The organism is Lentzea miocenica (assembly GCF_033949945.1).
In the GTDB taxonomy this organism is placed as follows: Bacteria; Actinomycetota; Actinomycetes; order Mycobacteriales; family Pseudonocardiaceae; genus Lentzea; species Lentzea miocenica.
Map to the genome: position 1 here is coordinate 167,755 of NZ_JAXAVW010000013.1, position 22,294 is coordinate 190,048.

Consider the following 22,294-nt stretch of genomic DNA (forward strand, 5'->3'; position numbering starts at 1 on the left):
CCAAGCCGTTCTGCGGTCAACGAACCGCGCGCACGCCGTTCTCGAAGAACGCCAGCCGCACCTCGCGGTCCACCGCCCGTTCCGGGTGGTCCATGAGCCCGAACGCCAGTCCGTCCAGGCTCGTGATGCCCGCGACGTCCTCGAACGACCCGTCCGGGTTGGAGTCCTTCTCGTAGCGCAGTGCGACGCGGTAACCGGAGGTCTCGCTACCGGGGTCGAAGCGGCCTTCGCCGTGCGCGCACGGGAAGGAGAGGGTCTGGCCGCCGAGTCCGGTGAGCCACGGGCTGTCGTTGTCGGTGTCGACGACGTGCCGCTGGTTCTCCTCGTTGCGGAACGTGCCGGCGCTGTTGACCTTCAGCCCGACCTTGCCGAAGCAGCCTCCGCGCACGGCGATCTGGAAGCCGTTGCAGATGCCGATCAGCGGACGCGTGCGGCACGCCTCGAACTGGTCCGCGAGGTGGCTGCGCAGCAACGCGCCCGCCACCGCACCCGCGCCGAGGTGGTCGCCGAACGAGAACCCGCCGGGGATGCAGAGGATGTCGGCGTCGTCGAGCCGGTCGTCACCCGCCAGCAGGTCGGCCGCGAACCTCATCCGCGGGGTCGCACCGACCTCCGCGAACGCTCGGACGGTCTCCTCCTGGCAGTTCGTGCCGGGCAGGTACAGGACGTTGACGGTCGGCTTCATGCGATCCTCGCCGTGAACGAGTGGAACCAGCCGTCGCGCGCGGCCGGGGTGAACAGGTCAGTGCCGTCGAGCGTGATGCCGGAGCCCGCCGCGAGCGTGCCGAGCACGACCGGGTTGAGCTCGGCGGGCAGGCGGCCCACGTCGTCCGGGGACACCTCGACGACCGCGCCGACGCGGTGCTCGGCGAAGAGCGACTCGGTGGTCGCGGACTCCAGCAGCACACCGGTACCGCTGGCCAGCACGCCCTGGGCGAGCGTGGCCGCGACGCCGCCGGCGCCGATGCGGGCACCGCTGCGCAACAGGGTCCTGCTCGCGGCCAGCGCGGTCAGGTAGCTGTCCACATCGGACAGTGCCAGGTCGTCCAGCCCGCCGGACGGCAGGCCCAGCTTGCGAGCGGCCACCGTGCCGACCGGCGAGGAGGTCTCCAGGCCGACGCGCACGAGCACGTTGCCCGGTGTGGTCCACTGCTCCGGCAGCAGGTTGTCGCGGTGCGGCACCTTGCCCAGCGCGCTGAGGAACACCGCGGGCGGCACGCTGACCAGGCCCTCGTCGGTCTGCACCGAGCCCGCCGAGGAGTCCTTGCCCGAGATCAGCGGCACGCCGAAGTGCCGGACCAGCCCGGCCAGCTCGTCGACCATGCCGACCAGCCACTCACGCCAGTTCTCGGACAGGTGCGGGGTGTAGAAGTTGTCGCACATGCAGATGTCCCGCACCGCGACACCCGCGAGCACCTGGCCCGCGATCGCGGAGCAGAACATCTGGCGCGTCGCGGCGACCGGGTCGGCGTCGAACATCCACGGGTTGAACGCGGTGTTCAGCACGGCGGCGGCAGGCGAACCCGCGACCGGGGTGCCCGCCCAGTAGCCCGTGCGAACGGCCTGTTCGGTGCCGTAATGCGGGCCGTACCAGGTGTTTCCCTGGACCGTGGAGTCGTACTGGGAGTCCGCGTGGTGCTGGGACGCCACCTCAGCGTCGGAGACGACCTGCTCCAGCAGCCCGGCGAGCTCCGCGGGGGCCAGAGACGGCCACTCCGGAGCACCGGTGGGACGCGGCGGCGGGCCGACCTCCTGCCGTTCGACCTCGATGTCCAGCAGGTCGTACGACACGTCGAAGCCGGTCTCGCCCTGGTGCGCGGGCACCGCGTCGGGCGCGGCGGCGATCAGGGCTTCCTCGGTCAGATCCGGGGCGTGGAACACGTGGTAACGACCCGTGTCCGCGAACCGGCCGATGACCGTCGAGCGCACCATGTGCCGGTCGAGGATCTTCTTCGCGCGCTCCTGGTGCTCCGGCGGCACGGCGAGCAGCATGCGTTCCTGCGACTCCGACAGCAGGATCCGCCACATCGGCAGCGCCGCGGTCTTCAGCGGCACCAGCGCGGTGTTGATCCACACGCCGCACGCCTCGCCGATCTCACCGACGGCGCTGTTCAGGCCCGCGCCACCGACGTCGGTCAGGGCGCTCATGCAGCCCTCTTCGCGCAGCTCGATCAGCGCCTTGCGGAACTTGACCTGCTCCAGCGGCGCGCCGATCTGCACCGCGGCCGTGTCCATCGTGGCGCCCGCCGAACTGGCGGACGCGCCGTGGATGCCCTCGTTGCCGGTCAGGCCGCCGATCAGCACGACGAAGTCGCCCGGCCGCGGGGTGCCGCGCTGCGCCGCCGACACCGGCAGCAGGCCGATGCTGCCGCCGAGCGCGAACGGCTTGGCGCGGTACGCGGGGTGGAACGTCATGCGCGACGACATCATCGGCACGCCGAAGGTGTTGCCGTACTCCTTGATCGCCCGGATCGTCTCACCGGCGAGCCTGCGCGCGTCCGGCCTGCCCTTGATCGGCGCGGGTGCCTCGGGCTCGCCGATCGCGGTGTACTCGAAGCTGCCGATCGGGTCGGCGCTGAGCCCCGTGCCGAGGATGTCGCGCAACACGCCGCCGAGCTTGGTGAGCTGGCCGAAGTAACCGGAGATCGCCGACGGGCCGTTGTGCGTCTCGGCCTTGATCGCGATCGCGTGGCCGTCGTAGAAGTCCCAGACGCCCGCGTTGTCGTGGAACATGCTCAGCACGTTCGGGTTGTCGACGTCCTTGGCGGCCTGCACGAGCCGGCCGAGCAGGCTGCCCAGCGACTTCCACGTGGTGTGCGCGCAGTGGTCGCTCCAGCGCGCGTCGAGGGCCTCCAGCAGGACGTCGGTGACGAACTCGTCGCCGAGCGTCTCCTGGATGTGCTGCACGTGACGCATCTGGGCGAGCGAGAGGTTGCGGCCGCCGGCCAGGCCCAGCTCGGTCAGCGCGGCGTCGTCGAGTCCGCGCAGGTCGTGCTGGACGGCCGACTCGTAGTGCCCCTGCGGCACGAGGGTGTCGTACTTCGGTTCCTCGTCGTGCAGCTCCTCGATCGTCGCGTTGAACCGCGTCGAGGCGATCAGGTCGCGCAGCCGGGGCGAGGCGGACCGGTAGGTGGTGGCGACCTTGCCCGCGCGCGCCTTGACGCCGAGCAGGGCGCACACGGTGATGATCGAGTCGCTCTCGTTGTCGACCACACCGCGCTTGTAGGCGACCTGCACGGCGCCCGGCTCCAGCGGCTCGTCCAGGGTGACCTGGACGTCGAGCTGGTCACCGAGCACCGCGGCCACGTCGCTCAGCGCGGACGGCTCCGGCGCGCCCTCGAACTCGACGTAGTAGTCGCGCCACACCTCGAGGTCGTCGAGCTCCCACGATCGGCCGAGCTCACGGATGTCGGGCTCCGCGATCCCCGCGGAGCGAACCGAGAACTTGTGGATCAACAATCCTCCTGGGCAGAACGGGGCGTCAGGAGAGATTGTCCTAAACGGCGGCGGGGCACGTGGAAGTACCCCGCCAATCGGGCGAACCTCCGTTCAGCACTTCACCCAGTAGTTCGGTGAGGTCTGCCGGATGCCGCTGGTGGTGAAGGTGTTCCACAGGCCGAGCGCCTGGCCGGAGCCGAGCGCGTACGTCTGTCCCAACGTGACGTAGGCGCGACCAGCGGTGGTGTGCGCGTAGTTACTCGCGGTGACGCACTCCGCGACCGGCGGCGTCGTGGTCGTGGTCGTCGGCGGCGGTCCGTCGGTGCTCAGCGCCTTGACCATGTTCACCACGGCGGTCATCTGCGGCCCGGTCTTGAGCGGGTACTGCGCCGACTGGTAGCCCCACCAGTCCCAGCAGCCACGCGGGTTGCCGCTCATCGTGGTGGCCTGCGGGTAGAGCACGATCATGTTGTTCGTGTCGGCGTACTCGTTCAGGTAGCCCTTGTCCATCAACGCGTTGCCGACCAGGCCGTAGTACTGGTAGCAGCCGTGCAGCGTCACCATCAGCTTGCACGGCCCGGCCTCGCACGCCCGTGGCACGTAGGCGAAGCCCTCCCGGCCCATGCTGACCGGCGCCGGGTTGCCGCCGGGCACGTACCGGCCCTGGTCGAACTGGACGAGCTTGCCGGACAACGTCGTGGCCGCGGCGTTGACCTGCCCGAACAGGTGCCCCAGCATCTCCCTCACCGGATCGGTGGTGCCGCACTTGTTGACGTACGGCGACGACGTGGACCCGCAGCTGTTCGGCCCGATCGGACTGACCCAGGCGTGCCCGGCCGCGCTCGCGTTGTTGTAGGCGACCCTCGCGCCGAAGTCGCGGTAGTAGGTGGCGAGGTCGTCGTTCACCACCTGCGCGACCGTCTGGTCGGCGGTGCCGTGGAACAGCCACACCGGGTCACCGGACAGGTTCTGCACCGGGTCGACGGTGCCCGCCGCCGCCCGGCTTCTGGTCAGCTGCTCCAGCTCGGCCGGCGTCTTGCGCGCCTGCAGCGTGTCCATGCACGCGTACAGGGCGGTGTTCAGGTTGTTCTGGGCGCAGTCGTAGGCACCGGCGGAGAAGATGCCCGCGCCCTGGAAGACACCGGAGTACGCGACGTGGAGCTGGTTGGCGAGATAGCCGCCGGACGACAACCCGCTGACGTACGTGCCGGTGATGTCGTACTTCGTGAGGGTGCCGGACTGCGGTGGCGGGACCGCCGCCGTCGACATCGCCAGTGAGGTCGCGGCCAGGCCGGTGGCCGCCGCGAGTGCCAGGAACACGTTCCTCAATCGCATGTTCGCCTCCGTCATTGCAGGCAGGACAGCGTCGAGGCTAGGAACCGGAAGTGAGCCGCACCACGTGTGCGGCCTATACCTCGCGCGGCCGAATGACGTTGGGCAGCACCATAGGACCGACCGGCGAGTGCGCATATCGTGCCGGTGTCGTGCCGTACCAACGGCGGAACGCGTGGATGAAGCTGGCGGCCTCGGCGAAACCGAGCTGGGTCGCCGTCTGTTCGACCGACGCACCGGCGAGCAGGACCACGGCGCGCTCGGCCCGGACCTCGTCGAGCAGTGCCTGGTAGCTGGTGCCGGACTCGTTCAGCCGGCGGCGCAGCGTCCGCGGGCTCAGCCCCAGGGCGCGGGCCACGACGGGCATCGTCTCCCCGAACCTCACCGACAGCTCCAGCACCCTGCGGACTTCCCCCGCGACGCCTGGCTTCCCGCGGCGCCGGGCGGCGAGGTCCTGACATTGCCGCTCGCACAGCGCGTTCGCTTCCGGGCTGGCCAGCGGCAAAGCCCTCGTCAACACCGAAGCGTCCACAACGGACTGGTTGCGCGACGCGGAGAACCGGGGCAGGAGGCCGAACACCTCCTCGTGCTCGCGGGTGTCGGCCGGTGCGGGATGGGCGAGGTCGACGGACAGCACCGGAACGTCACCGGTCACGAGTTCGCCGATCACCGTGTGGATGGCGGCGAGATCACGTTCGACGAGGAACGGCACCACGTCGCCGGGCAACGCGCCGGGCTCCAGCGAGATGACCAGCCGGTCGCCGTCCAGCACGGCGGCCGGCGCGGTGAAGGCGAAGCTGAGGTCGAGGTAGCGCACCGCCACGTCGATCGCGTCCTGCACCGTGGCGGCGCTGAGGAACGCGTGACCGAGCACGCCGAACGTGGTGGCGTGGTAGCGGCGGCCCGCGGCCACCCCGGCGTGGGACAGGCAGGCGGCCAGGTTGCGCACCACCGCGAGTTCCTGGTGGGCGTTGATCTCCGCCGCCGGGTCGGCCAGCCGCTCCGGCGTGAGGCCGCTGCCGTCGAGCAACGCTTCCCGCGACAGACCGTGCTCGGCGCCGAAACGCAGCAGAAGCGCCACGCTCGCGATGCCGCGCGGGAAGTCCCAGTGCCGGATCACGGGTTCGGCCAGCGTCCTCATGGCCGCGATTGTCAATTGCCCGGCCGCCGTTGTCCTGGTGCGAACGGGTGGTTCTGCCTAACGTCGGCGCGGTGCGACAGAACCCCGAGGTGGTGGTCACCGGTGCCGGATTCGGCGGTCTCGGCGTGGCTTTGTCGTTGCACAGAACCGGATTCGACCGGATGCAGAGCCTGGACAACTCGCTCACCACGACGTGGAAGAGCGGGCGCATGACCACCAGGCAGGGCGAAGGCGCGCCGAACCCCTCGTGGATCCCGGCGCGGCGACTGGCGGACCGCACTGGCGGCGTCGCGAGGGGCGCGTGGACCCACCTGGCCGACGTCCCGCTGACCGGGCACCTCATCGGTGGCTGCGTGATCGGCGACTCGCCCGCGACCGGAGTGGTCGACCCGTACCACCGGATGCACGGTCGCCCCGGGCTGCACGTCGTGAACAGGTCCGCGATCCCGGCGAACCTCGGCGTCAATCCCGCGCTGACCATCACGGCCCTCGCCGAGCGGGCGATGTCGTTGTGGCCCAACAAGGGTGAGCCGTATCCCCGTCCACCGATCGGCGAGCCCTACGCGCGGCTCCGTGCCGTGGCCCCACGTCGCCCCGCTGTTCCGGCTCATGCCCCGGCGGCCCTGCGGGTGACCGATGCCCTCTGACTTTCCTGCGGCACCGTGGGACCTGTGCGGCCAGGGTTGGCTCACGGTGTGGACGGCACCGCGCCCGGCGATACCCCTGCTACCGCCGGGCGTGGCGCCGTTGTGATGTGGGGAATTCCCAAGCAGCTGGCCGACTTCACGTTCGAACAGCGCCTCACCGCCGAGACCATCGCCAGCGCGGAGGAAAGCCCGCGCACAGCACCAAGACTGCCGGCACGGCTCACCGCGGCCCGGCCACGCCTGCACCTCGCGGTCACGAACCTGCGCATGCGGTTCGGCGCGCCCTGATCCCTGCAGATCCACCCAACTCACGAGGAGCGGTCATGCGAGTGCTCGCGATGACACTTGCCCTGGTGGCCTCCGTTCTGGCCACGCCGGACGCGTTGGCCGCGCCGCCGGATTACGGGCTGCCCGGCTCGTATCCGGTGGCGTACAGCGATGTCACCGCCGTTGCGGGCGGCCGATCCGTGCCGGCCCGCGTCCACTACCCCGCCACGGCCGCCGGGACGAACCAGCCGGTGGCGACCGGCCGGTTCCCCGCGATCGCCTTCGGCCACGGCTTCTTCCAGGCCACCTCGAAGTACACGAGCACCAACAACCACCTGGCGTCGTGGGGCTTCGTCGTGATCGTGCCGACCACGCAGGGCGGCCTCAGCCCGAGCCACAGCGCGTTCGCCGACGACCTCAACACCGGGCTGGCATGGCTCGTGGCCCAGGACACCACCACCGGTTCCCGCTTCCGCGACCACATCAGCACCGCGGCGCTGGGCGTCGCCGGACATTCCATGGGCGGAGGCGCCGCCGTGCTCGCGGCCGCCCGCAACCCGAAGATCAGGTCCGTCTCGACCTACGCGGCCGCGGAGACGAACCCGTCGGCCAAGGCCGCGGCATCGACCCTCTCGGTCCCGGCGCAGTTCCTCGCCGGCTCGCAGGACACGATCGCGCCTCCCGCCGAGCACCAGCGGCCGATCTTCACCGCCAAGCCGCCGTCGAAGCAGCTGCGCACCATCACCGGCGGATCGCACTGCGGTTTCATGGACTCCTCAGGTCTGTTCTGCGACAACGGTTCCATCACCCGCGCGGCCCAGCTCACCGCGGCCAGACGCGTGACGACGTCGTGGTTCCGCCACTACCTCACGGGCGACCCCGCCGCCCGTGACCTCGTGTGGGGACAACCGGCCCGCACCGATCCGGCCGTCACGTTCGAGGGCTCCGAGTAGCGACCTCGATGAGCGCGGCGACGGTGTGCGCGGCGATCCGCTCCTGTGCCTCGGCACGGGAGACAGTCGGCACACCGTTGCCCGGCTCCCGCGCAGGAGGCCGCCGCCAGTCGTCGAACCCAGGTCACGACCGGACCAGCGCGGCCAGCCGGACGCCCGCCCAGATCAGCAACGCGAGCACCGCCACCAGCAGGTACTCGATCAACGGAATCCGCACGACCTCGTCGATCCGGCCGAGCCCCCGCCACGAGTACACCGCCAGCGCCGCGACGACGAACGTGCCGCCGATCCACCACCGCGCCACCGTGCTGAGCCCGACACCGTGCATCTGGGTGAGCACGAAGATCGCCACGAACCCGAACAGGAACATGGGCCAGATCCCGTTGGGGCCGGAGTTCATCACCGCGACGAGCGTCCCGTGCACGGCCACGAGCAACTCCAGCGTCAACGTCCACCAGCGGTTCGTGTGCGCGGTGGTGAACATCAGACTGCTCTGCGCCAGCAGCAGGAACATGTAGAAGAACCCGATGAGATGCCCGCTGGTCGACTCCATCGGGTGGTACCAGAACGTGTAGATCGCGGCCCAGCTGAACAGGTAACCGTGGTACCGGCGAGCGAACCCGACCACCTGCGCGGAGATCGGCGCGGACCAGGTGAGCACCAGCCCGCGGCGCCGGTTCTCCATCAACAGCACCACCACCAGCAACAGGACGACGGACCCCTGCGAGCTGAAGATCGAGACGTCCTGCGCCAGCCCGTCGTAGAACACCTGCGTCTGCAACGCGTGCAGCCCGATGAACGCACCGTTCGCAGCGAGTGCGACGACGTTCAGGCGGTGCAGTCCGGTGGTGTACCGCCGAACGCGGGTCTGCGCGTAGTAGATCAAGCCCCACGACACCACCTGGTGCGCCGCATAGCCCAGCCAGGCGGACGCCCTGGTCCAGAAGGACGGATCCGGCAGCTTCCAGTAGTACCAGGACGCACCCTGGTCGGGCAGCAGGCTCACCCCGTGCAGCCGCTGCCCCAGCACCCACACCAGGCCGGTGAGCAGCGCACTCGCCACCACTCCCCACACCAGCACACCACGACCGGACCGCCGCACATTGTTCAGCACGCTGAGCATTATGCATGCCCGACCGTGATACGTTCAGCGCACTGAGCAATTCGGGAGGCGGCACGGTGACCCGATATCTGTTACGTGTCAACGGTGAACGACGCGAGGTCGACGTAGAGGGCGACACTCCCCTGCTGTGGGTGCTGCGCGACGAACTGGGCCTGACCGGCGTGAAGTACGGGTGCGGCGTCGGCCTGTGCGGTGCCTGCACGTCCCATGTGGACGGTGAGGCGGCGCGACCATGCGTGCGCACCACCGCCGACAGCACCAGAACGCCCATCACGACGATCGAGGGCCTGTCCCGCGACGGCGACCACCCGGTGCAACGAGCGTGGCGAGAGCTGGACGTGGCCCAGTGCGGCTACTGCCAGCCCGGCCAGGTCATGGCCGCGGCGGCGCTGCTCGCCCGTGATCCGGACCCCGACGACGAGGCGATCGAGGAAGCGTTGCGCGACAACGTGTGCCGCTGTGGCACCTACCCGCGCATCCGCGCCGCCGTGCGCCGCGCGAGCCGGATCATGCGGGAGGCGCAGTGATCACGACGCGAAGGTTGCCGCACGACACGTCAGCCGACGCTCAGGTCGCGGCAGGCCGGATCATGCGGGAGGCGCAGTGATCAGCAGGCGAACGCTGCTCCGCGGCACCGCGGCCGGCGCACTGGTCGTGGCGATCCCAGTACCCGCCCTCGCCTCCGAAAGCCTGATGCCGAACGTCTTCGTGCGCCTCGACGACCAGGGCCGGATCACCGCGACCGCACCCCGCCCCGACACCGGCCAAGGCGTGCGCACGGTGGTAGCGCTGATGGTCGCCGAGGAACTGGCCGTCGACACCAGCGACATCACCGTCGAACAGGCCCCCGGCGACACCGAACGCTTCGGCTCCCAGGCCGTGGCCAACTCGTCGTCCGTCCGGCAGCTGGCCACCCCGATCCGCACCGCCGCCGCCACCGCGCGCTGCCTGCTCGTCACCGCCGCCGCACAACGCTGGCGCGTGCCCGTGACCGAGTGCGTCGCGAAGGACGGCGCGGTGTGCCATCCGCGCCGCGGCAAACTGCCGTACCGGGCCCTGGTCCGTGCCGCGGCGGCACTGGATCCCGCCACCGTGCCCGTCGAGCTCACCCCGCCCGAGAAGTGGCGGCTGCTGGGCCGGACCCGCGGTGGCCGGGTCGACGCCCGCGACATCGTCACCGGCCGCACCCGGTACGGCATCGACGCTCGTCCACCCGGCGGGCTCGTCGCGGTCGTGGCCCGTCCGCCGTGGCTCGGCGCGGTGCCCGACACGATCGACGACACCACAACGCGCGCGCTGCCGGGAGTGGTCGAGGTCCTCACGCTCACCGCGCCCGGCGACGGACAGGGCGGTGTGGCGGTGGTGGCCAGGTCGACCCACCAGGCGTTGCGAGGCCGCGACGCACTGCGGATCACCTGGCACGGCGGCACACCCGCTGCCGACAGCCGTGCGTGGATCACCGACCTCGAGACGGCGTTGCCCGCGTCAAGCCCGATCAACGGTGTACAGCGGATCTACCGGATGCCGTTGCTCGCACACGCGCCGATGGAACCGATGAACGCCACCGCGCACGTGCGCCCGGACGGCGTGACGGTGTGGGCACCGACCCAGGACCCAGGCGGGCTGCGCACCCAGTTGGCCCGTCAGCTCGGTGTGCCTGCCACGGCTGTGCGGGTGGAGGCATCGGCGTCCGGCGGTGCGTTCGGTCGTCGCATCGAGCCGGACCCGGTGTTGGAGGCGGTGGCGTGTTCACGTCGCACCAACGCACCCGTGCAGGTGCTGTGGACCCGCGCCGACGACATGCGCCACGACTCCTACCGGCCGATGTCCGTGCACCGGATGTCCGCGGAGATCGGCGTCAACGGCATGCCGATCCGCAGGGCGCACGAGGTCGTCACCTGGCCGTTGACCGTCCTGCCGCCGTTCGCCAACCCCGCTCTGATCAAGGCGAGCGGCGACCACTTCCCCTACACCGTGCCGGGTGACGTAACGGTCACCGTGCGACCCGCGCCGCTGCGCACCGGGTTCTGGCGGGCCGTCTACGCTGGGCAGTTCCTCTACGCCGAGGAGAACTTCCTCAGCGAGATCGGCACGCGGTCCGGACTCGACCAGATCGCACTGCGCCGGGCCCTGCTGCCCGCGGGTTCACGGCTGCACCGGGTGCTCGACACCGTCGCCGCCCGTGCCCGCTGGGACAAGCCGGCGCGTGGCACCGCACGCGGCGTCGCCTGCCACGAGGACTACGGCTCCGCGATCGCGGTGATCGCCGTCGCGGAACCGGAGTCGCGCCGGGTGCTGCGCGTGCACGCGGCGGTGGACGTCGGCGTGGCGCTGCACCCGTCCGGAGTCCGCGCCCAGGTCGAGGGCTGCGTGGCCGACGCGGTGTCCACTGTGCTCGGTGCGCAGATCACCGTCCGGGAAGGACGCGTCGTGGAGTCGTCCTTCGGCGACTACCGCTGGGCGAGGATCGGCCACACACCCGACATCGACGTCACCATCGTGCAGACGAACGCCCCGCTCGGCGGCCTCGGTGAGCTCGCCTACCCACCCGCGGCCGCGGCCATCGCGGCGGCGCTCGCGGGCGGCGCACCCGTCACCGGCATGCCGTTCGGGACCGACGTGGGGTGATCGAACGGGTCTGGGATGATGGGGCCGTGGCCGAGGGAGACGAACTGGCGGTGGCGCACCGCCCCGACCAGGTGGGCGCGGACGTCGCCTCCTGGCCGACCGGCAGGCTCCTGTCGGTCGCGGCCCGCGTCGTCGAGAAGCGCTTCGAGGACTTCCTGGCAGGCCGCGGCCTCACCCACGCGGGCATGATCACCCTGCACCACCTCGCCGACGGACCGCGCTCCCAGCGCGAGCTCGCCGTGCTGTGCCGCGTCACCGACCAGACCATGAGCCGCACCATCGAGCACCTCGACCGCGGCGGCCACGTGGTGCGCAGCCAGGACGCCAACGACCGCAGACGAACGTCCGTGAAGATCACCCCGGCCGGCCGCCGCGCGCTCACGGCCGCCCGCCGCGAGGAACGCGAGTCCGACACGCTGCTCGGCGCGGTGGACGACTACGAGCACTTTCGGCGACAGCTGATCGCACTCATCGCAGCGGCCACCACGACCACAGCGGACTAGTCCGTACGGCCCCACGGCCCAATTGCGCGCGAAACTTCTTGCATCGCTTCCCGGTCGACCCACCACCTGGTACGACCTGAAGAAGAACCCCTGCAGCAAGGAGACAACGTGGTTTCCTCGGCTCTTCGCGTCCTGCTCACAGCCGCGCTGGCCGTCGCCCTGTGCACACCCGTGCAAGGTTTTGCGACCCCACCAGGCAGCAAGGACGTCACCGTCACCCTGTTCCAATGGCCGTTCGCCCGCGTGGCGTCGGAGTGCACCAACGTCCTGGGCCCCAAGGGCTACGGGTACGTGGAGGTCTCCCCCGCCACCGAGCACGTCCAGGGTCCCCAGTGGTGGACCTCCTACCAGCCCGTCAGCTACCGGATCGCCGGCCGGCTCGGCGACGAGACCGCGTTCCGGAACATGGTCACCGCCTGCCACAACGCGGGCGTCAAGGTGATCGCGGACGCGGTGATCAACCACATGAGCGCGGGCTCCGGCACCGGCACCGGCGGATCCGGCTACTCGAAGTACAGCTACCCCGGCCTCTACAGCGACTGGGACTTCCACTCCTGCCGCTCGGCCATCAACAACTACCAGGACCGCTACAACGTCCAGAACTGCGAGCTCGTCAACCTGTCCGATCTGGACACCGGCAGCGACTACGTCCGGGGAGCCATCGCCGGATACCTCAACCGGCTCCTCGCCATGGGCGTGGACGGCTTCCGCATCGACGCGGCCAAGCACATCGCGGCCGCCGACATGTCCGCCATCAAGTCGAAGCTGACCAACCCGAACGCCTTCTGGGTGCACGAGGTCATCTACGGCGCCGGCGAGGCCGTGCAACCCGGCGAGTACACCGGTTCCGGCGACGTGGACGAGTTCCGCTACGCCTACGACCTCAAGCGGATCTTCAACCACGAGAACCTCGCCTACCTGCGCACGTTCGGCCAGTCGTGGGGCTTCCTGCCCAGCGGCCAGGCCAGGCCGTTCGTCGACAACTGGGACACCGAGCGCAACGGCTCCACCCTGTCCTACAAGGACAACTCCACCTACACCCTCGCCAACGTGTTCATGCTGGCGTGGAACTACGGCGCTCCCCAGGTCTACTCGGGCTACGAGTTCAGCGACAAGGACGCGGGCCCGCCCGGCAACTCCGTCTGCTTCAACGGCTGGAAGTGCCAGCACCTGTGGACCCAGATCGCGAACATGGTCGCCTTCCGCAACACCGTCGCCGGCACCGACGTGAACAACTGGCAGGACAACGGCGGCGACGCCATCGCGTTCGGCCGCGGCAACAAGGGATTCGTCGCGATCAACCGCGAGACCTACGCGGTCAACCTCCAGTACCAGACCGCCCTGCCCGCCGGAACCTACTGCAACGTCCAGGAAAACGGCTGCGTCCGCGTCACCGTGGACTCGTCCGGCAGGTTCACCGCGACTCTGGGAGCGGGAACCGCCCTCGCGCTGCACGTCAACGCACGAGGCTGAGCTGATGCGGGTGCCCGCCGGGAGAGCGGGCACCCGCATCAGGATCCGCAGGAACCCCGGACCACCAACCGGGTCGGCAACACCACGGGCTCCTGACGACCCGCACCGGTGATCATCGCCATGATCGCCTTCGCCGCCGCCACCCCGAACCCGGGCTTGTCCTGCGCCACCGTGGTCAACGCCGGATCGACCACCGCAGCGATCTCGATGTCGTCGAACCCGACCAGCGCCAGATCCTCCGGCACCCGCAGCCCTCCGGCACGCGCGGCCAGCAACGCACCCACCGCCATCTCGTCACTCGCCGCGAAAACAGCGGTGGGCGGCTCGTCCAACGCCAGAAGCCGTTGCATCGCAACGGTCCCACTGGACCGGTAGAAGTCCCCGGCGACAACGTACTCATCCCGCCACGACAACCCTGCGTCCAGCAACCCCGTGCGATACCCGGAAACACGAGCATCAGAAGGCTGGTTGCCCACCGGCCCGGTGATCGTGGCGATCCGCGAGTGACCAAGCCCGACGAGATGACGAACAGCCGACAGCGCACCACCCACGTTGTCCGAAGTCACGTAAGTGGCCTTGGGCCCGTCAACGGCGACATCCACCGCCACACACGGAACCCCGGACTGCGCAAAGGCTTCGAACGCCTCGGCATCGGATCCGCTGTCGATCAGGACCAGCCCGCCCAGGTGGTGGCGGCGCGTCATGTTCACGTACCCGACCGGATCCGCGAGCGAAGCGCCGACCTCGCGGGCGTCACCGCTCGTCGCCAGCATCAGCAGGTGGTAGCCGTGCGCGCTGAGCGCCGACTTCAGCCCGATCAACAGGTCCTGCAGATACGGATGCCGCCAGTCCGGCCGGCGGTGGTCGGTGTCCCAGACCAGTCCGATCATCGTGGACTGCTTCGTCGACAACGCGCGCGCGGCCTCGTTGGGCCGGTAGTCCAGCTCCTTCGCGATCCGCAGAACGCGTTCACGTGTTTCCTCGTTGACCGTTTCCGGCTGGTTGAAGACACGTGACACGGTCGCAACGGACACGCCGCAGAGCTGGGCGATCTCACGCCCGGTCGCCATCTGACCTCCGTTTCACCGTAAGCGGTTACATCAACCTACGATCCGCGCCTTACCTAGTCAAATCAGGTGAAGCGGTTCACCTGGTTACCATCTCGTTACTTGACGGCCGCCGGGTGACCCCGTTGTCATAGGCGCCACACATCTTCGTCCGGCAACGCACAGCGACGCCGGTTCACCGCTCGAAGCACCGCCTTTTGTGCTTCAACGCGCCCAAAAATCGACGGAGGCCTGGAAATGCGCCCCAAAGCACTCGCCATCGGCTGCGCCGCGCTGGCGACCGCCGTGGTGCTCAGCGGTTGCAGCGGCAACGCCGCGTCCGGCGGCAAGACCAAGCTGACCATCGGGTTGTTCGGCAACTTCGGGTACGCCGAGCTGCTCAAGGAGTACGCGAGCACGCACCCGGACATCGAGATCACGGACCGCACCGCCTCCTACTCCGACCACCACAAGAACCTCGCCGCGCACCTCGCCACCAGCAGCGGCGCCGCGGACATCGAGGCGGTCGACACCGGGTACGTCAACCAGTTCAAGGCCACGCCGGACAAGTTCGTCGACCTCAACACCAAGGGCGGCAAGGAACTCAAGGACCGCTGGCTGCCGTGGAAGTGGGAGGCCTCGCTCAGCAAGGACGGCCAGCAGATCGGCTACGGCACCGACATCGGCGGCCTGGCCATCTGCTACCGCCGTGACCTGCTGCAGAACGCCGGACTGCCCGCCGACCGCGACCAGATCGCGGCGCTCTGGCCGACCTGGCAGGACTTCATGGCCGCGGGCAAGACGTTCCAGGCCAAGGCGCCAGAGGGCGTGAAGTGGTTCGACGGCGGCCCGACCGTCCTCAACGCGATAGTCGGACAGGCCTCGGTCGGCTACTACGACAAGTCAGACAAGATCGTCGTGGGTGAGAACAAGGAGATCAAGGCGGGCTGGGACCTCGTGGTCGACGGCGTGCAGTCAGGCCTGTCGTCGAAGCTGCTGTACTCCACGCCGGTCTGGAACACCGGGTTCAAGCAGGGCCAGTTCGCGACCGTGACGTGCCCCGCCTGGCAGATGGCCAAGATCAAGGACCAGGCCGGGCCGGAGGCCGCCGGCAAGTGGGACGTCACCTCCGTGCCCGGCGGTGGCGGCAACTGGGGTGGCTCGTACCTCACGGTTCCCAAGGCGGGCAAGAACGTCGACAAGGCCGTGGAGCTGGCGGCGTGGCTGACCGCGCCCGAGCAGCAGGCCAAGGTGTTCAAGAGCGCCGGGCTGCTCCCGTCGATCCCGAAGCTGTACGACGATCCGTCCATCGTGGACTACAAGAACCCGTACTTCAACGACGCGCCGATCGGCAGGCTGTTCACCGACGCGGCGAAGAAGCTCAACCCGCAGTACCAGGGGCCGAAGGCGGGCGACATCCAGACCGCGATCGGCAACGCCATGCAGCGCGTCGAGCAGGGCAAGCAGAACGGCGAGGACTCGTGGCGCCAGTTCGTCGGCGACGTCCAGAAGTGACGGACTGACACATGACCCTGGTCGACAAGACAGCCCGAAGGCACCGGTGGGACACCAGGTTCGCGCCGTACGGGTACGTTGCGCCGTACTTCCTGATCTTCGGTGTCTTCGGGCTGTTCCCCTTGCTGTACACCGTCTGGGTCTCGATGCAGCACCGCAACCTGCTCGACTCCGGCGGCGCGTACCTCGTCTGGTTCCGCAACTACCAGCAGTTGCTGTTCGCGGATCCGTACTTCTGGAACGCCATGGGCAACACGCTGAGCCTGTGGCTGCTGACGACGGTCCCGCAGATCCTGTTCGCGCTCTTCGTCGCACAGCTGCTCAACCGCAGGGTCCGGACGCGCACGCTGTTCCGGATGGGCGTGATCCTGCCGAACATCACCTCGGTGGCGGCGGTGACGATCATCTTCGCCCAGCTGTTCGGCCGGGACTTCGGCCTGATCAACTGGGTGCTGGACCTGTTCGGCGCCGGGCACATCGACTGGCAGGCCGGCACGGCCAGCTCCCACATCGCCATCGCCGTGATGGTGGTGTGGCGCTGGACCGGCTACCACGCGTTGATCTTCCTCGCGTCCATGCAGGCCATCCCCGGCAGCCTCTACGAAGCGGCCACTTTGGACGGTGCGAGTGGCTGGCAGCAGTTCTGGCGGATCACGGTTCCGCTGCTGCGGCCGCAGATCATCTTCTCGACGATCATCGCGACCACCGGCAACATGCGCCTGCTCGCCGAACCGCTGCTGTTCAACCCCGGTGCGGCGGCCGCGACCGGCGGTTCGGACCGGCAGTTCCAGACCGCCGCGCTGTACCTGTACGAGCAGGGCTTCTCCAACTACGACTTCGGCTACAGCTCGGCGATCGCGGTCGTGCTGGCGATCGCCACGATCATCGTCGCCGGTCTCGGTTACCTGGTGACCAAACGGATCCAGACGGAGTGAGGCAATCATGACCGCTGTGCTGGACCGCCCCGTGCCGGTGCGCCCCACCGGCCCCGCGGTGAGGGCGCGCAGGCTGGCCAGGCGGGTGGCCGGACCGTGGACGTACGCGGCGTTGATCGCCGTGCTCGCCGGGTCGGCCTTCCCCGTGTACTGGTCGTTCGTCGTGTCCTCGCAGACACCGGACGCGATCGACAGCGTGCCGCCCGTCCTGGTGCCGGGCGGCCACCTCTTCGAGAACATCGCGCGCGTCTTCGACACCACCGACTTCGCGCTGGCGCTGATGAACTCGATCATCGTGTCCGGCACCGTCACCGTGTCGGTGGTGTTCTTCTCCACCCTCGCCGGGTTCGCGTTCGCCAAGATGAAGTTCCGCGGCCGCAACGTGTTGCTGCTGCTCATCATCGGCACGCAGGCCATTCCGACCGAGCTCGGCATCATCCCGCTGTACATGATGATGAGCGACTTCGGCTGGGCCGGGCAGATCCACGCGGTGATCGTGCCGGGACTGGTGACCGCGTTCGGCGTGTTCTTCATGCGGCAGTACTTCGAGCGGGCGATCCCGGACGAGCTGCTCGAGGCGGGCCGGATGGACGGATGCCACTCGCTGCGGTTGTTCTGGCACGTCGCACTGCCCGCGGCCCGGCCGGCCGCGGCGGTGCTCGGGCTGTTCACGTTCATGCAGGCGTGGAACGACTTCTTCTGGCCGCTCGTGGTGCTGGTACCGGAGAACCCGACCGTGCAGACCGCTCTGTCCACTTTGGCCAGTGGTTACACCACCGACTACACGCTGGTGCTGACCGCCGCGACCATCGGCACCGTCCCGGTGCTGGCCGTGTTCCTGTTGTTCGGCCGCCAGATCGTCGGCGGCATCATGTCGGGCGCCGTCAAGGGCTGACCTCTCGCAGAGGAGATCGTTGTGAGTTTCCCGTCCGGCTTCCGCTGGGGTGTGGCGACCTCGGCCTACCAGATCGAGGGGGCGGCGAGCCTCGGCGGCCGCGGTCCGTCCATCTGGGACACCTTCGCGACCGTTCCCGGCGCGGTCGCGAACGGCGACACCGGTGACGTCGCGGCGGACCATTACCACCGCTGGGTCGACGACATGCGCCTGCTCATCGACCTGGGCGTCGACGCGTACCGGTTCTCCGTCTCGTGGTCGAGGATCCTGCCGGACGGCTGGGGCCGGATCGAGCAGCGCGGCCTCGACTTCTACCGGCGGCTCGTCGAGTCGTTGCTGGACAACGAGATCGAGCCTTTCCTGACGTTGTACCACTGGGATCTGCCGCAGGCGTTGGAGGACAGGGGCGGGTGGCGCGACCGCGACACCTCCTACCGGTTCGCCGACTACGCCGCGACCGTGCATGAGGCACTCGGTGACGTCGTCAGCAAGTGGACCACGTTGAACGAGCCGTACTGTTCGGCGATCGTGGGCTACGGCGAAGGCCGTCACGCACCTGGTGCACGCGAAGGCCACGGCGCGCTGGCGGCGGCGCACCACCTGCTGCTGGGCCACGGCCTGGCCGTGCAGGCCATGCGCGCCAACGGCCTGCCGGGCCAGGAGTTCGGCATCGTGCTCAACCAGTCCCCCACCGTGCCGGTGACGAGCTCCCCCGCCGACGTCGCCGCGGCCAGTCGCCAGGACTGCCTGCTGCGCCGGCAGTTCACCGACCCGCTGTTCGGCTCGGCGTATCCGGACGAGCTGACCTCGATGTTCAGCGAGATCAGCGACTTCTCGTTCCGGCACGACGAGGACCTGTCGATCATCGGCGAACCACTGGACTACGTCGGCCTCAACTACTACTACCGGCTGCACGTGGCCGACGCACCACACCGCGAACCGGACCCGGCCAAGCGCACCGCCCACGACATCGGCGTCGACACGACCCAGCTGCCGGACGTGCCCCGCACCGGCATGGGCTGGCCGGTGGAGCCTGTCGGGCTCATCACCGCGCTGACCGACCTCAAAGCCCGCCACCCCGGCTTGCCACCCGTCTACGTCACCGAGAACGGCTGCGTCTACCCCGACACCGAGGGATTCGAGGACACCGACCGCATCGCCTACCTCCGCGACCACATCGCCGCGGCCGAAGCAGCCCCCGGAGTCGACCTCCGGGGCTACTTCTGCTGGTCACTGCTCGACAACTTCGAGTGGGCGCACGGCTACAAGCACCGCTTCGGCCTGATCCACGTCGACTACCAGACCCAGCAACGCACACCGCGCGCCAGCTACCACTGGTACCGCTCGTTCATCACCCAGGCACGACAGCAGGGCAACTGACCGCCGGAACCTTCAGATCGAGCAGGTAGCCGTCGACACAGCTCAGCTCACGTCGTGGGTGGCTCGTACCTCGTCGGCATGCGGCGCTTGCGAGGCCCGCGATCGGGCAACAGGAACCGCAAGATGTTGACGTACACCAGGAGGAAGACTATCCCGAAGACGAACGTGCACAACCAGCCCAGCAAGATCTGCGAATCTGGGCGCACGTCCGGCGACAACGGTCCCCGCCGCAGGGTGTGGACGGCGTACTCCTTGCCGATGTCCTCTGGCGCGAGCCACCCTGTCACGTCCGATGTGTAGGTCTCGTTGTCCGACCTGATCCGGACCTCGACCTCGCACGTGTAGTAGAAGCCGAGGCGCCGCAACGTCACCGGGCCATTGCGTTCGCAGGACTTCGCCACCGCCACCAGATTGGCGTTCTTGACGTCACCGGGCTCAGCCTGATTCCAGAAGTGGAGGAAGATCGTGGCGCCGATCAGGTAGCCAAGGAACGGGAGGACCAGGACGGCGACCACACGACGAAGAACCTTCACTCGACTTTCTTCCTTTCGTCTTCCTCTTTCTTCAGTTCGCGCCAGTCCTTCCAGCCCCGGTTGTCCACGATCTTCGCGCCTTCCTTGCGGAACTCCTCGGCCATGGCGGGGCCGATGTCCTTCGGGAGTCCCGTGACACCGTCGACGATGACCTTCTTCGCGCCGGCGCCGGCGTCCTTCAGCATGCCACCGACGTTGAAGTCCTTCATCGCACGGGCGATGTCAGCGTTCGCGCCCTGCTTCAGCACGGTGACGAAGTCGTCGCCGCGCTTGGCGAGGTTCACGCTGGCGCTGGCGAGGGTGTCGTCGAGCTTCTTGAACAAACCGCCAGCCTTGCTGAACGCCTTGGTGAGCTTGCGGCACCACTCGATGCACTTCTGCGCGTACCTCACCGCAGTGGGCACGGCCTCGGCGACGGCACCGGCGATGCCAGCACCCAGAGCCGCGACGGCCGGCGCCCAGCGCAGGCAGATGCTGATCAGCTTGCCGATCGCCTCGGAGATCAGGTCGCGCACGATGTCACGGACGACCTTGAGGATCGTCTTGCAGATCGTGATCAGGATCGACATGCCGCGCGCGGCGGTGCCGACGGCGCCGTAGGTGTCCGCGCGATCGGCACCGAACGCGCGGTACTTCTCCGAGTCCTTGCCCTCCCACTGACCGGCGTCCTTGTTGACGGCGTCCTTGAGGTCGGTGGAGATCTCGTCGAGGTAGCTCGACACCGACGACCACGTCTGCGCCATGCCGTCCAGCGTCTGCTGGTCGCCGGTCAGCCAGTCGAGCGGTTCCTTGAGGAAGCTGACGTGCTCCATCAGCCACCCGAAGCCCGCGCTGAACAGATACGCGAGCGGATCGGTGAGCATCTTGCCGATGTCACCGGCGGCACTCGCCAGGTTGAGCAGCCCTTCTGCCCAGTTGCCGTCGGCGAACCCGGTCACCGCCTCGGTGACGTCGTGGAACAGTCCCGCACCCTCGGTGCCCGGGGTTGGGTCGCCCTCGCGGATCAGCGGGTTCTGCGTGGGGGCCGGAGCCGGCCCCATGCTCGGCGTGCTCATCACTCCCCCGTCCTGAAGCGGTCGGCCTGCATCTCGTCGTTTTCCTTGACGGACTCACGCCACGCCTTGACCCGCTTGTGGTGGTCCAGCGCGGCTTCCGCGGCGTCGTTGAGGGTGTTCATCGCCATGTGCTGCGCGGCGGAACAAAGCGCCGCGAGCGGAATGCCGAGCAGCCCGAACGCCTCCGGGTTCGACGCCGCGTTGCCCGCTCCGATGGCGGTGCCGATGCGCCCGCCGATCTCGTCCACGCGCTTGGCGTGGTTGTCCATCTCGGTGAGGTCGATGCGGTAGTTCATCGGAGGAAGCCCCCGTTGCTGAAGTCGTCGTCATCGTCGGCCGGCGGACGCCGAGGCGGCGGCTGCTGCGGTCGCACAGGAGGAGGCGGCGGCGTGGGACGAGGCGGCGCGCCATCGTCCTCAATGGCCCCCATCCGGGTCTCGGTCGGACCCCAGGCTCCCCGCTGCTCCACGGGTGGAGGCGGCGGCTGGGCGCTGCGCAGCTTGTCCATCATCATGTGCATGGCCTCGGAGTCGGCACCCATGAGCGGCGCCATCGACTCCTGGACCGCGTTCGCGACACGGCTCTGCGCGGCCTGCAGGGTGCGCATGATGTCCTGCGCGACCGCCGCGCCGTCCTTGCGCTGCAACGCCTGCCCGAGCTGCAGGCCGACCAGGTTGCCAGCGTCGTTCACGGTCACCGTGATCTGCCCGTCCGGACTGCGCTCGGTCACCTGCAGGTGAGCGAGGTTCTCACGGATGGCGTCGCTCTTCGCCTGTGCCTGCGCGAGCTTGCCTTCGTACTGGCTGAGCAACTGCTCCGGATCGATCACGCGTCCCCCAGGATCGCTTCGTGCTGAACGCGACAGAGGCTAGCGGACCGCGGCGGCTCTGTCGGCCGACACGACGAATCAGCCCGCAACGGACAGTGACACGGCGCCGGCGAGTCGACGCCCCTGCGCATGATCACCGGCCTGACCAGGCCGGACCGCGGCCAGGCGATGATCGCGGGCCGCCCGTTCACCGCGTGGCCCAGTCCGTCCCATGTGGCCGGTGTGCTGCTGGACGCGGCCGCCGTCCACCCTGGACGCAGCGGCCGGGGCCACCTGCGCATGGCCGCGACCCTGTCCGGCGTGCCCAGCCGCCGCGCGGACGAGGTGCTGGAGATGCTGGGCCTGGCCGACGCGGCCACCCGCAAGATCGGCAAGTACAGCCTCGGCATGCGGCAACGCCTGGGCATCGCCCACGCCCTGCTCACCAACCCGCCGCTGCGGGGCCACGCCGCGAGAGGCGGCACCGTGCTGCTGTCCAGCCGCGTCCTGTCCGAAGTGGACCAGACCGCCGACCGGGCTGCTACATCAGCTGGGTGAACGACTCGTCCACGCCAGGTCCTCCTGATCCACATCCTGACATCGCCACGACCAACCTGACCAC

20 protein-coding genes and 2 pseudogenes are annotated in these 22,294 nt (G+C 69.1%); 12 read left to right on the plus strand and 10 right to left on the minus strand.

Annotated features, from left to right (window positions below; translation table 11 throughout):
- Positions 1-16: 16 nt before the first annotated feature.
- The 4 genes from SK803_RS17535 to SK803_RS17550 all read right to left on the minus strand — a co-directional run bounded on the left by SK803_RS17535 (position 17) and on the right by SK803_RS17550 (position 5,911).
- Entirely contained in the window at positions 17-685 is a 669-nt protein-coding gene (locus tag SK803_RS17535; protein WP_319967085.1) for a phosphoribosylformylglycinamidine synthase subunit PurQ, read from the minus strand.
- Positions 682-3,456: an AIR synthase-related protein gene (locus SK803_RS17540; RefSeq protein ID WP_319967086.1), complete on the minus strand. Its 2,775-nt coding sequence runs from the start codon at positions 3,454-3,456 to the stop codon at positions 682-684. The genes SK803_RS17535 and SK803_RS17540 overlap by 4 nt, the downstream gene beginning before the upstream one ends.
- 93 nt (positions 3,457-3,549) lie before the next feature.
- Positions 3,550-4,773, minus strand: coding sequence for an extracellular catalytic domain type 2 short-chain-length polyhydroxyalkanoate depolymerase (locus SK803_RS17545; RefSeq protein WP_319967087.1), 1,224 nt, complete (start codon positions 4,771-4,773; stop codon positions 3,550-3,552).
- 73 nt (positions 4,774-4,846) lie between these two features.
- A complete protein-coding gene (locus tag SK803_RS17550) occupies positions 4,847-5,911 on the minus strand; it encodes an AraC family transcriptional regulator (RefSeq protein WP_319967088.1) in 1,065 nt (354 codons plus the stop codon).
- A 161-nt stretch (positions 5,912-6,072) separates the two neighbouring features.
- On the opposite strand from SK803_RS17550, the pseudogene SK803_RS17555 reads away from it, so the two are divergent.
- The 3 genes and pseudogenes from SK803_RS17555 to SK803_RS17565 form a co-directional block, all read left to right on the plus strand.
- Positions 6,073-6,558: pseudogene (locus SK803_RS17555) on the plus strand (GMC oxidoreductase); the annotation flags it as partial.
- A gap of 24 nt (positions 6,559-6,582) precedes the next feature.
- Positions 6,583-6,846 carry a hypothetical protein gene (locus SK803_RS17560; protein ID WP_319967089.1) on the plus strand — a complete coding sequence of 88 codons (264 nt, stop codon included), beginning with the start codon at positions 6,583-6,585 and terminating at the stop codon, positions 6,844-6,846.
- Positions 6,847-6,881: 35 nt separating this feature from the next.
- Entirely contained in the window at positions 6,882-7,778 is an 897-nt protein-coding gene (locus SK803_RS17565) for an alpha/beta hydrolase family protein (protein ID WP_319967090.1), read from the plus strand.
- Between the two features lie 124 nt (positions 7,779-7,902).
- Here SK803_RS17565 and SK803_RS17570 read toward each other — a convergent pair whose 3' ends face one another.
- A complete protein-coding gene (locus SK803_RS17570) occupies positions 7,903-8,892 on the minus strand; it encodes a hypothetical protein (RefSeq protein WP_319967091.1) in 990 nt (329 codons plus the stop codon).
- 65 nt (positions 8,893-8,957) lie between these two features.
- Here SK803_RS17570 and SK803_RS17575 point away from each other — a divergent pair, with 65 nt between their 5' ends.
- The 4 genes from SK803_RS17575 to SK803_RS17590 all read left to right on the plus strand — a co-directional run bounded on the left by SK803_RS17575 (position 8,958) and on the right by SK803_RS17590 (position 13,505).
- The gene (locus tag SK803_RS17575; protein WP_406601545.1) at positions 8,958-9,428 is read left to right on the plus strand and encodes a (2Fe-2S)-binding protein; all 471 of its coding nucleotides are present in this window, start codon (positions 8,958-8,960) and stop codon (positions 9,426-9,428) included.
- A 76-nt stretch (positions 9,429-9,504) separates the two neighbouring features.
- Positions 9,505-11,529: a xanthine dehydrogenase family protein molybdopterin-binding subunit gene (locus SK803_RS17580; protein ID WP_319967093.1), complete on the plus strand. Its 2,025-nt coding sequence runs from the start codon at positions 9,505-9,507 to the stop codon at positions 11,527-11,529.
- A 26-nt stretch (positions 11,530-11,555) separates the two neighbouring features.
- Positions 11,556-12,032, plus strand: a complete 477-nt coding sequence (locus SK803_RS17585) for a MarR family winged helix-turn-helix transcriptional regulator (RefSeq protein ID WP_319967094.1) — start codon at positions 11,556-11,558, stop codon at positions 12,030-12,032.
- 108 nt (positions 12,033-12,140) lie between these two features.
- A complete protein-coding gene (locus SK803_RS17590) occupies positions 12,141-13,505 on the plus strand; it encodes an alpha-amylase (protein ID WP_319967095.1) in 1,365 nt (454 codons plus the stop codon).
- 38 nt (positions 13,506-13,543) lie between these two features.
- Here SK803_RS17590 and SK803_RS17595 read toward each other — a convergent pair whose 3' ends face one another.
- Complete coding sequence (locus tag SK803_RS17595; RefSeq protein ID WP_319967096.1) at positions 13,544-14,575, minus strand: LacI family DNA-binding transcriptional regulator; 1,032 nt, start codon at positions 14,573-14,575, stop codon at positions 13,544-13,546.
- Positions 14,576-14,809: 234 nt separating this feature from the next.
- Between SK803_RS17595 and SK803_RS17600 the strand changes: the two genes are divergently transcribed.
- From SK803_RS17600 to SK803_RS17615, 4 genes are read left to right on the plus strand one after another with little or no spacing between them, the layout of a single operon-like run.
- Positions 14,810-16,066: an ABC transporter substrate-binding protein gene (locus tag SK803_RS17600; RefSeq protein WP_319967097.1), complete on the plus strand. Its 1,257-nt coding sequence runs from the start codon at positions 14,810-14,812 to the stop codon at positions 16,064-16,066.
- Between the two features lie 11 nt (positions 16,067-16,077).
- On the plus strand, positions 16,078-17,001 hold the full coding sequence (locus SK803_RS17605) for a carbohydrate ABC transporter permease (protein WP_319967098.1): 924 nt from the start codon (positions 16,078-16,080) through the stop codon (positions 16,999-17,001).
- A 7-nt stretch (positions 17,002-17,008) separates the two neighbouring features.
- Positions 17,009-17,896 (plus strand): carbohydrate ABC transporter permease, encoded by an 888-nt coding sequence (locus tag SK803_RS17610; RefSeq protein WP_319967099.1) that lies wholly within the window; start codon positions 17,009-17,011, stop codon positions 17,894-17,896.
- A 15-nt stretch (positions 17,897-17,911) separates the two neighbouring features.
- A complete protein-coding gene (locus tag SK803_RS17615) occupies positions 17,912-19,276 on the plus strand; it encodes a GH1 family beta-glucosidase (RefSeq protein ID WP_319967148.1) in 1,365 nt (454 codons plus the stop codon).
- 47 nt (positions 19,277-19,323) lie between these two features.
- Here the strand turns inward: SK803_RS17615 and SK803_RS17620 are convergent, their stop codons facing one another.
- From SK803_RS17620 to SK803_RS17635, 4 genes are read right to left on the minus strand one after another with little or no spacing between them, the layout of a single operon-like run.
- The gene (locus SK803_RS17620; protein ID WP_319967100.1) at positions 19,324-19,809 is read right to left on the minus strand and encodes a DUF6346 domain-containing protein; all 486 of its coding nucleotides are present in this window, start codon (positions 19,807-19,809) and stop codon (positions 19,324-19,326) included.
- Positions 19,806-20,864: a hypothetical protein gene (locus tag SK803_RS17625; RefSeq protein ID WP_319967101.1), complete on the minus strand. Its 1,059-nt coding sequence runs from the start codon at positions 20,862-20,864 to the stop codon at positions 19,806-19,808. Before SK803_RS17625 ends, SK803_RS17620 begins: the two co-directional genes overlap by 4 nt.
- Positions 20,864-21,160, minus strand: coding sequence for a hypothetical protein (locus SK803_RS17630; protein ID WP_319967102.1), 297 nt, complete (start codon positions 21,158-21,160; stop codon positions 20,864-20,866). The genes SK803_RS17625 and SK803_RS17630 overlap by 1 nt, the downstream gene beginning before the upstream one ends.
- Positions 21,157-21,693, minus strand: a complete 537-nt coding sequence (locus tag SK803_RS17635; protein WP_319967103.1) for a YbaB/EbfC family nucleoid-associated protein — start codon at positions 21,691-21,693, stop codon at positions 21,157-21,159. Before SK803_RS17635 ends, SK803_RS17630 begins: the two co-directional genes overlap by 4 nt.
- A 114-nt stretch (positions 21,694-21,807) precedes the next feature.
- On the opposite strand from SK803_RS17635, the pseudogene SK803_RS17640 reads away from it, so the two are divergent.
- A pseudogene (locus tag SK803_RS17640) lies at positions 21,808-22,230 on the plus strand (ATP-binding cassette domain-containing protein); the annotation flags it as partial.
- Positions 22,231-22,294: the final 64 nt, after the last annotated feature.

What these genes read in the sequence shown, in the direction of transcription:
- SK803_RS17600 (WP_319967097.1), top strand. Translation starts at nt 14,810, where the DNA reads ATGCGCCCCAAAGCACTCGCCATCGGCTGCGCCGCGCTGGCGACCGCC.
- SK803_RS17535 (WP_319967085.1), bottom strand. Translation starts at nt 685, where the DNA reads ATGAAGCCGACCGTCAACGTCCTGTACCTGCCCGGCACGAACTGCCAG.
- SK803_RS17605 (WP_319967098.1), top strand. Translation starts at nt 16,078, where the DNA reads ATGACCCTGGTCGACAAGACAGCCCGAAGGCACCGGTGGGACACCAGG.
- SK803_RS17545 (WP_319967087.1), bottom strand. Translation starts at nt 4,773, where the DNA reads ATGCGATTGAGGAACGTGTTCCTGGCACTCGCGGCGGCCACCGGCCTG.
- SK803_RS17610 (WP_319967099.1), top strand. Translation starts at nt 17,009, where the DNA reads ATGACCGCTGTGCTGGACCGCCCCGTGCCGGTGCGCCCCACCGGCCCC.
- SK803_RS17630 (WP_319967102.1), bottom strand. Translation starts at nt 21,160, where the DNA reads ATGAACTACCGCATCGACCTCACCGAGATGGACAACCACGCCAAGCGC.
- SK803_RS17595 (WP_319967096.1), bottom strand. Translation starts at nt 14,575, where the DNA reads ATGGCGACCGGGCGTGAGATCGCCCAGCTCTGCGGCGTGTCCGTTGCG.
- SK803_RS17625 (WP_319967101.1), bottom strand. Translation starts at nt 20,864, where the DNA reads ATGAGCACGCCGAGCATGGGGCCGGCTCCGGCCCCCACGCAGAACCCG.
- SK803_RS17550 (WP_319967088.1), bottom strand. Translation starts at nt 5,911, where the DNA reads ATGAGGACGCTGGCCGAACCCGTGATCCGGCACTGGGACTTCCCGCGC.
- SK803_RS17565 (WP_319967090.1), top strand. Translation starts at nt 6,882, where the DNA reads ATGCGAGTGCTCGCGATGACACTTGCCCTGGTGGCCTCCGTTCTGGCC.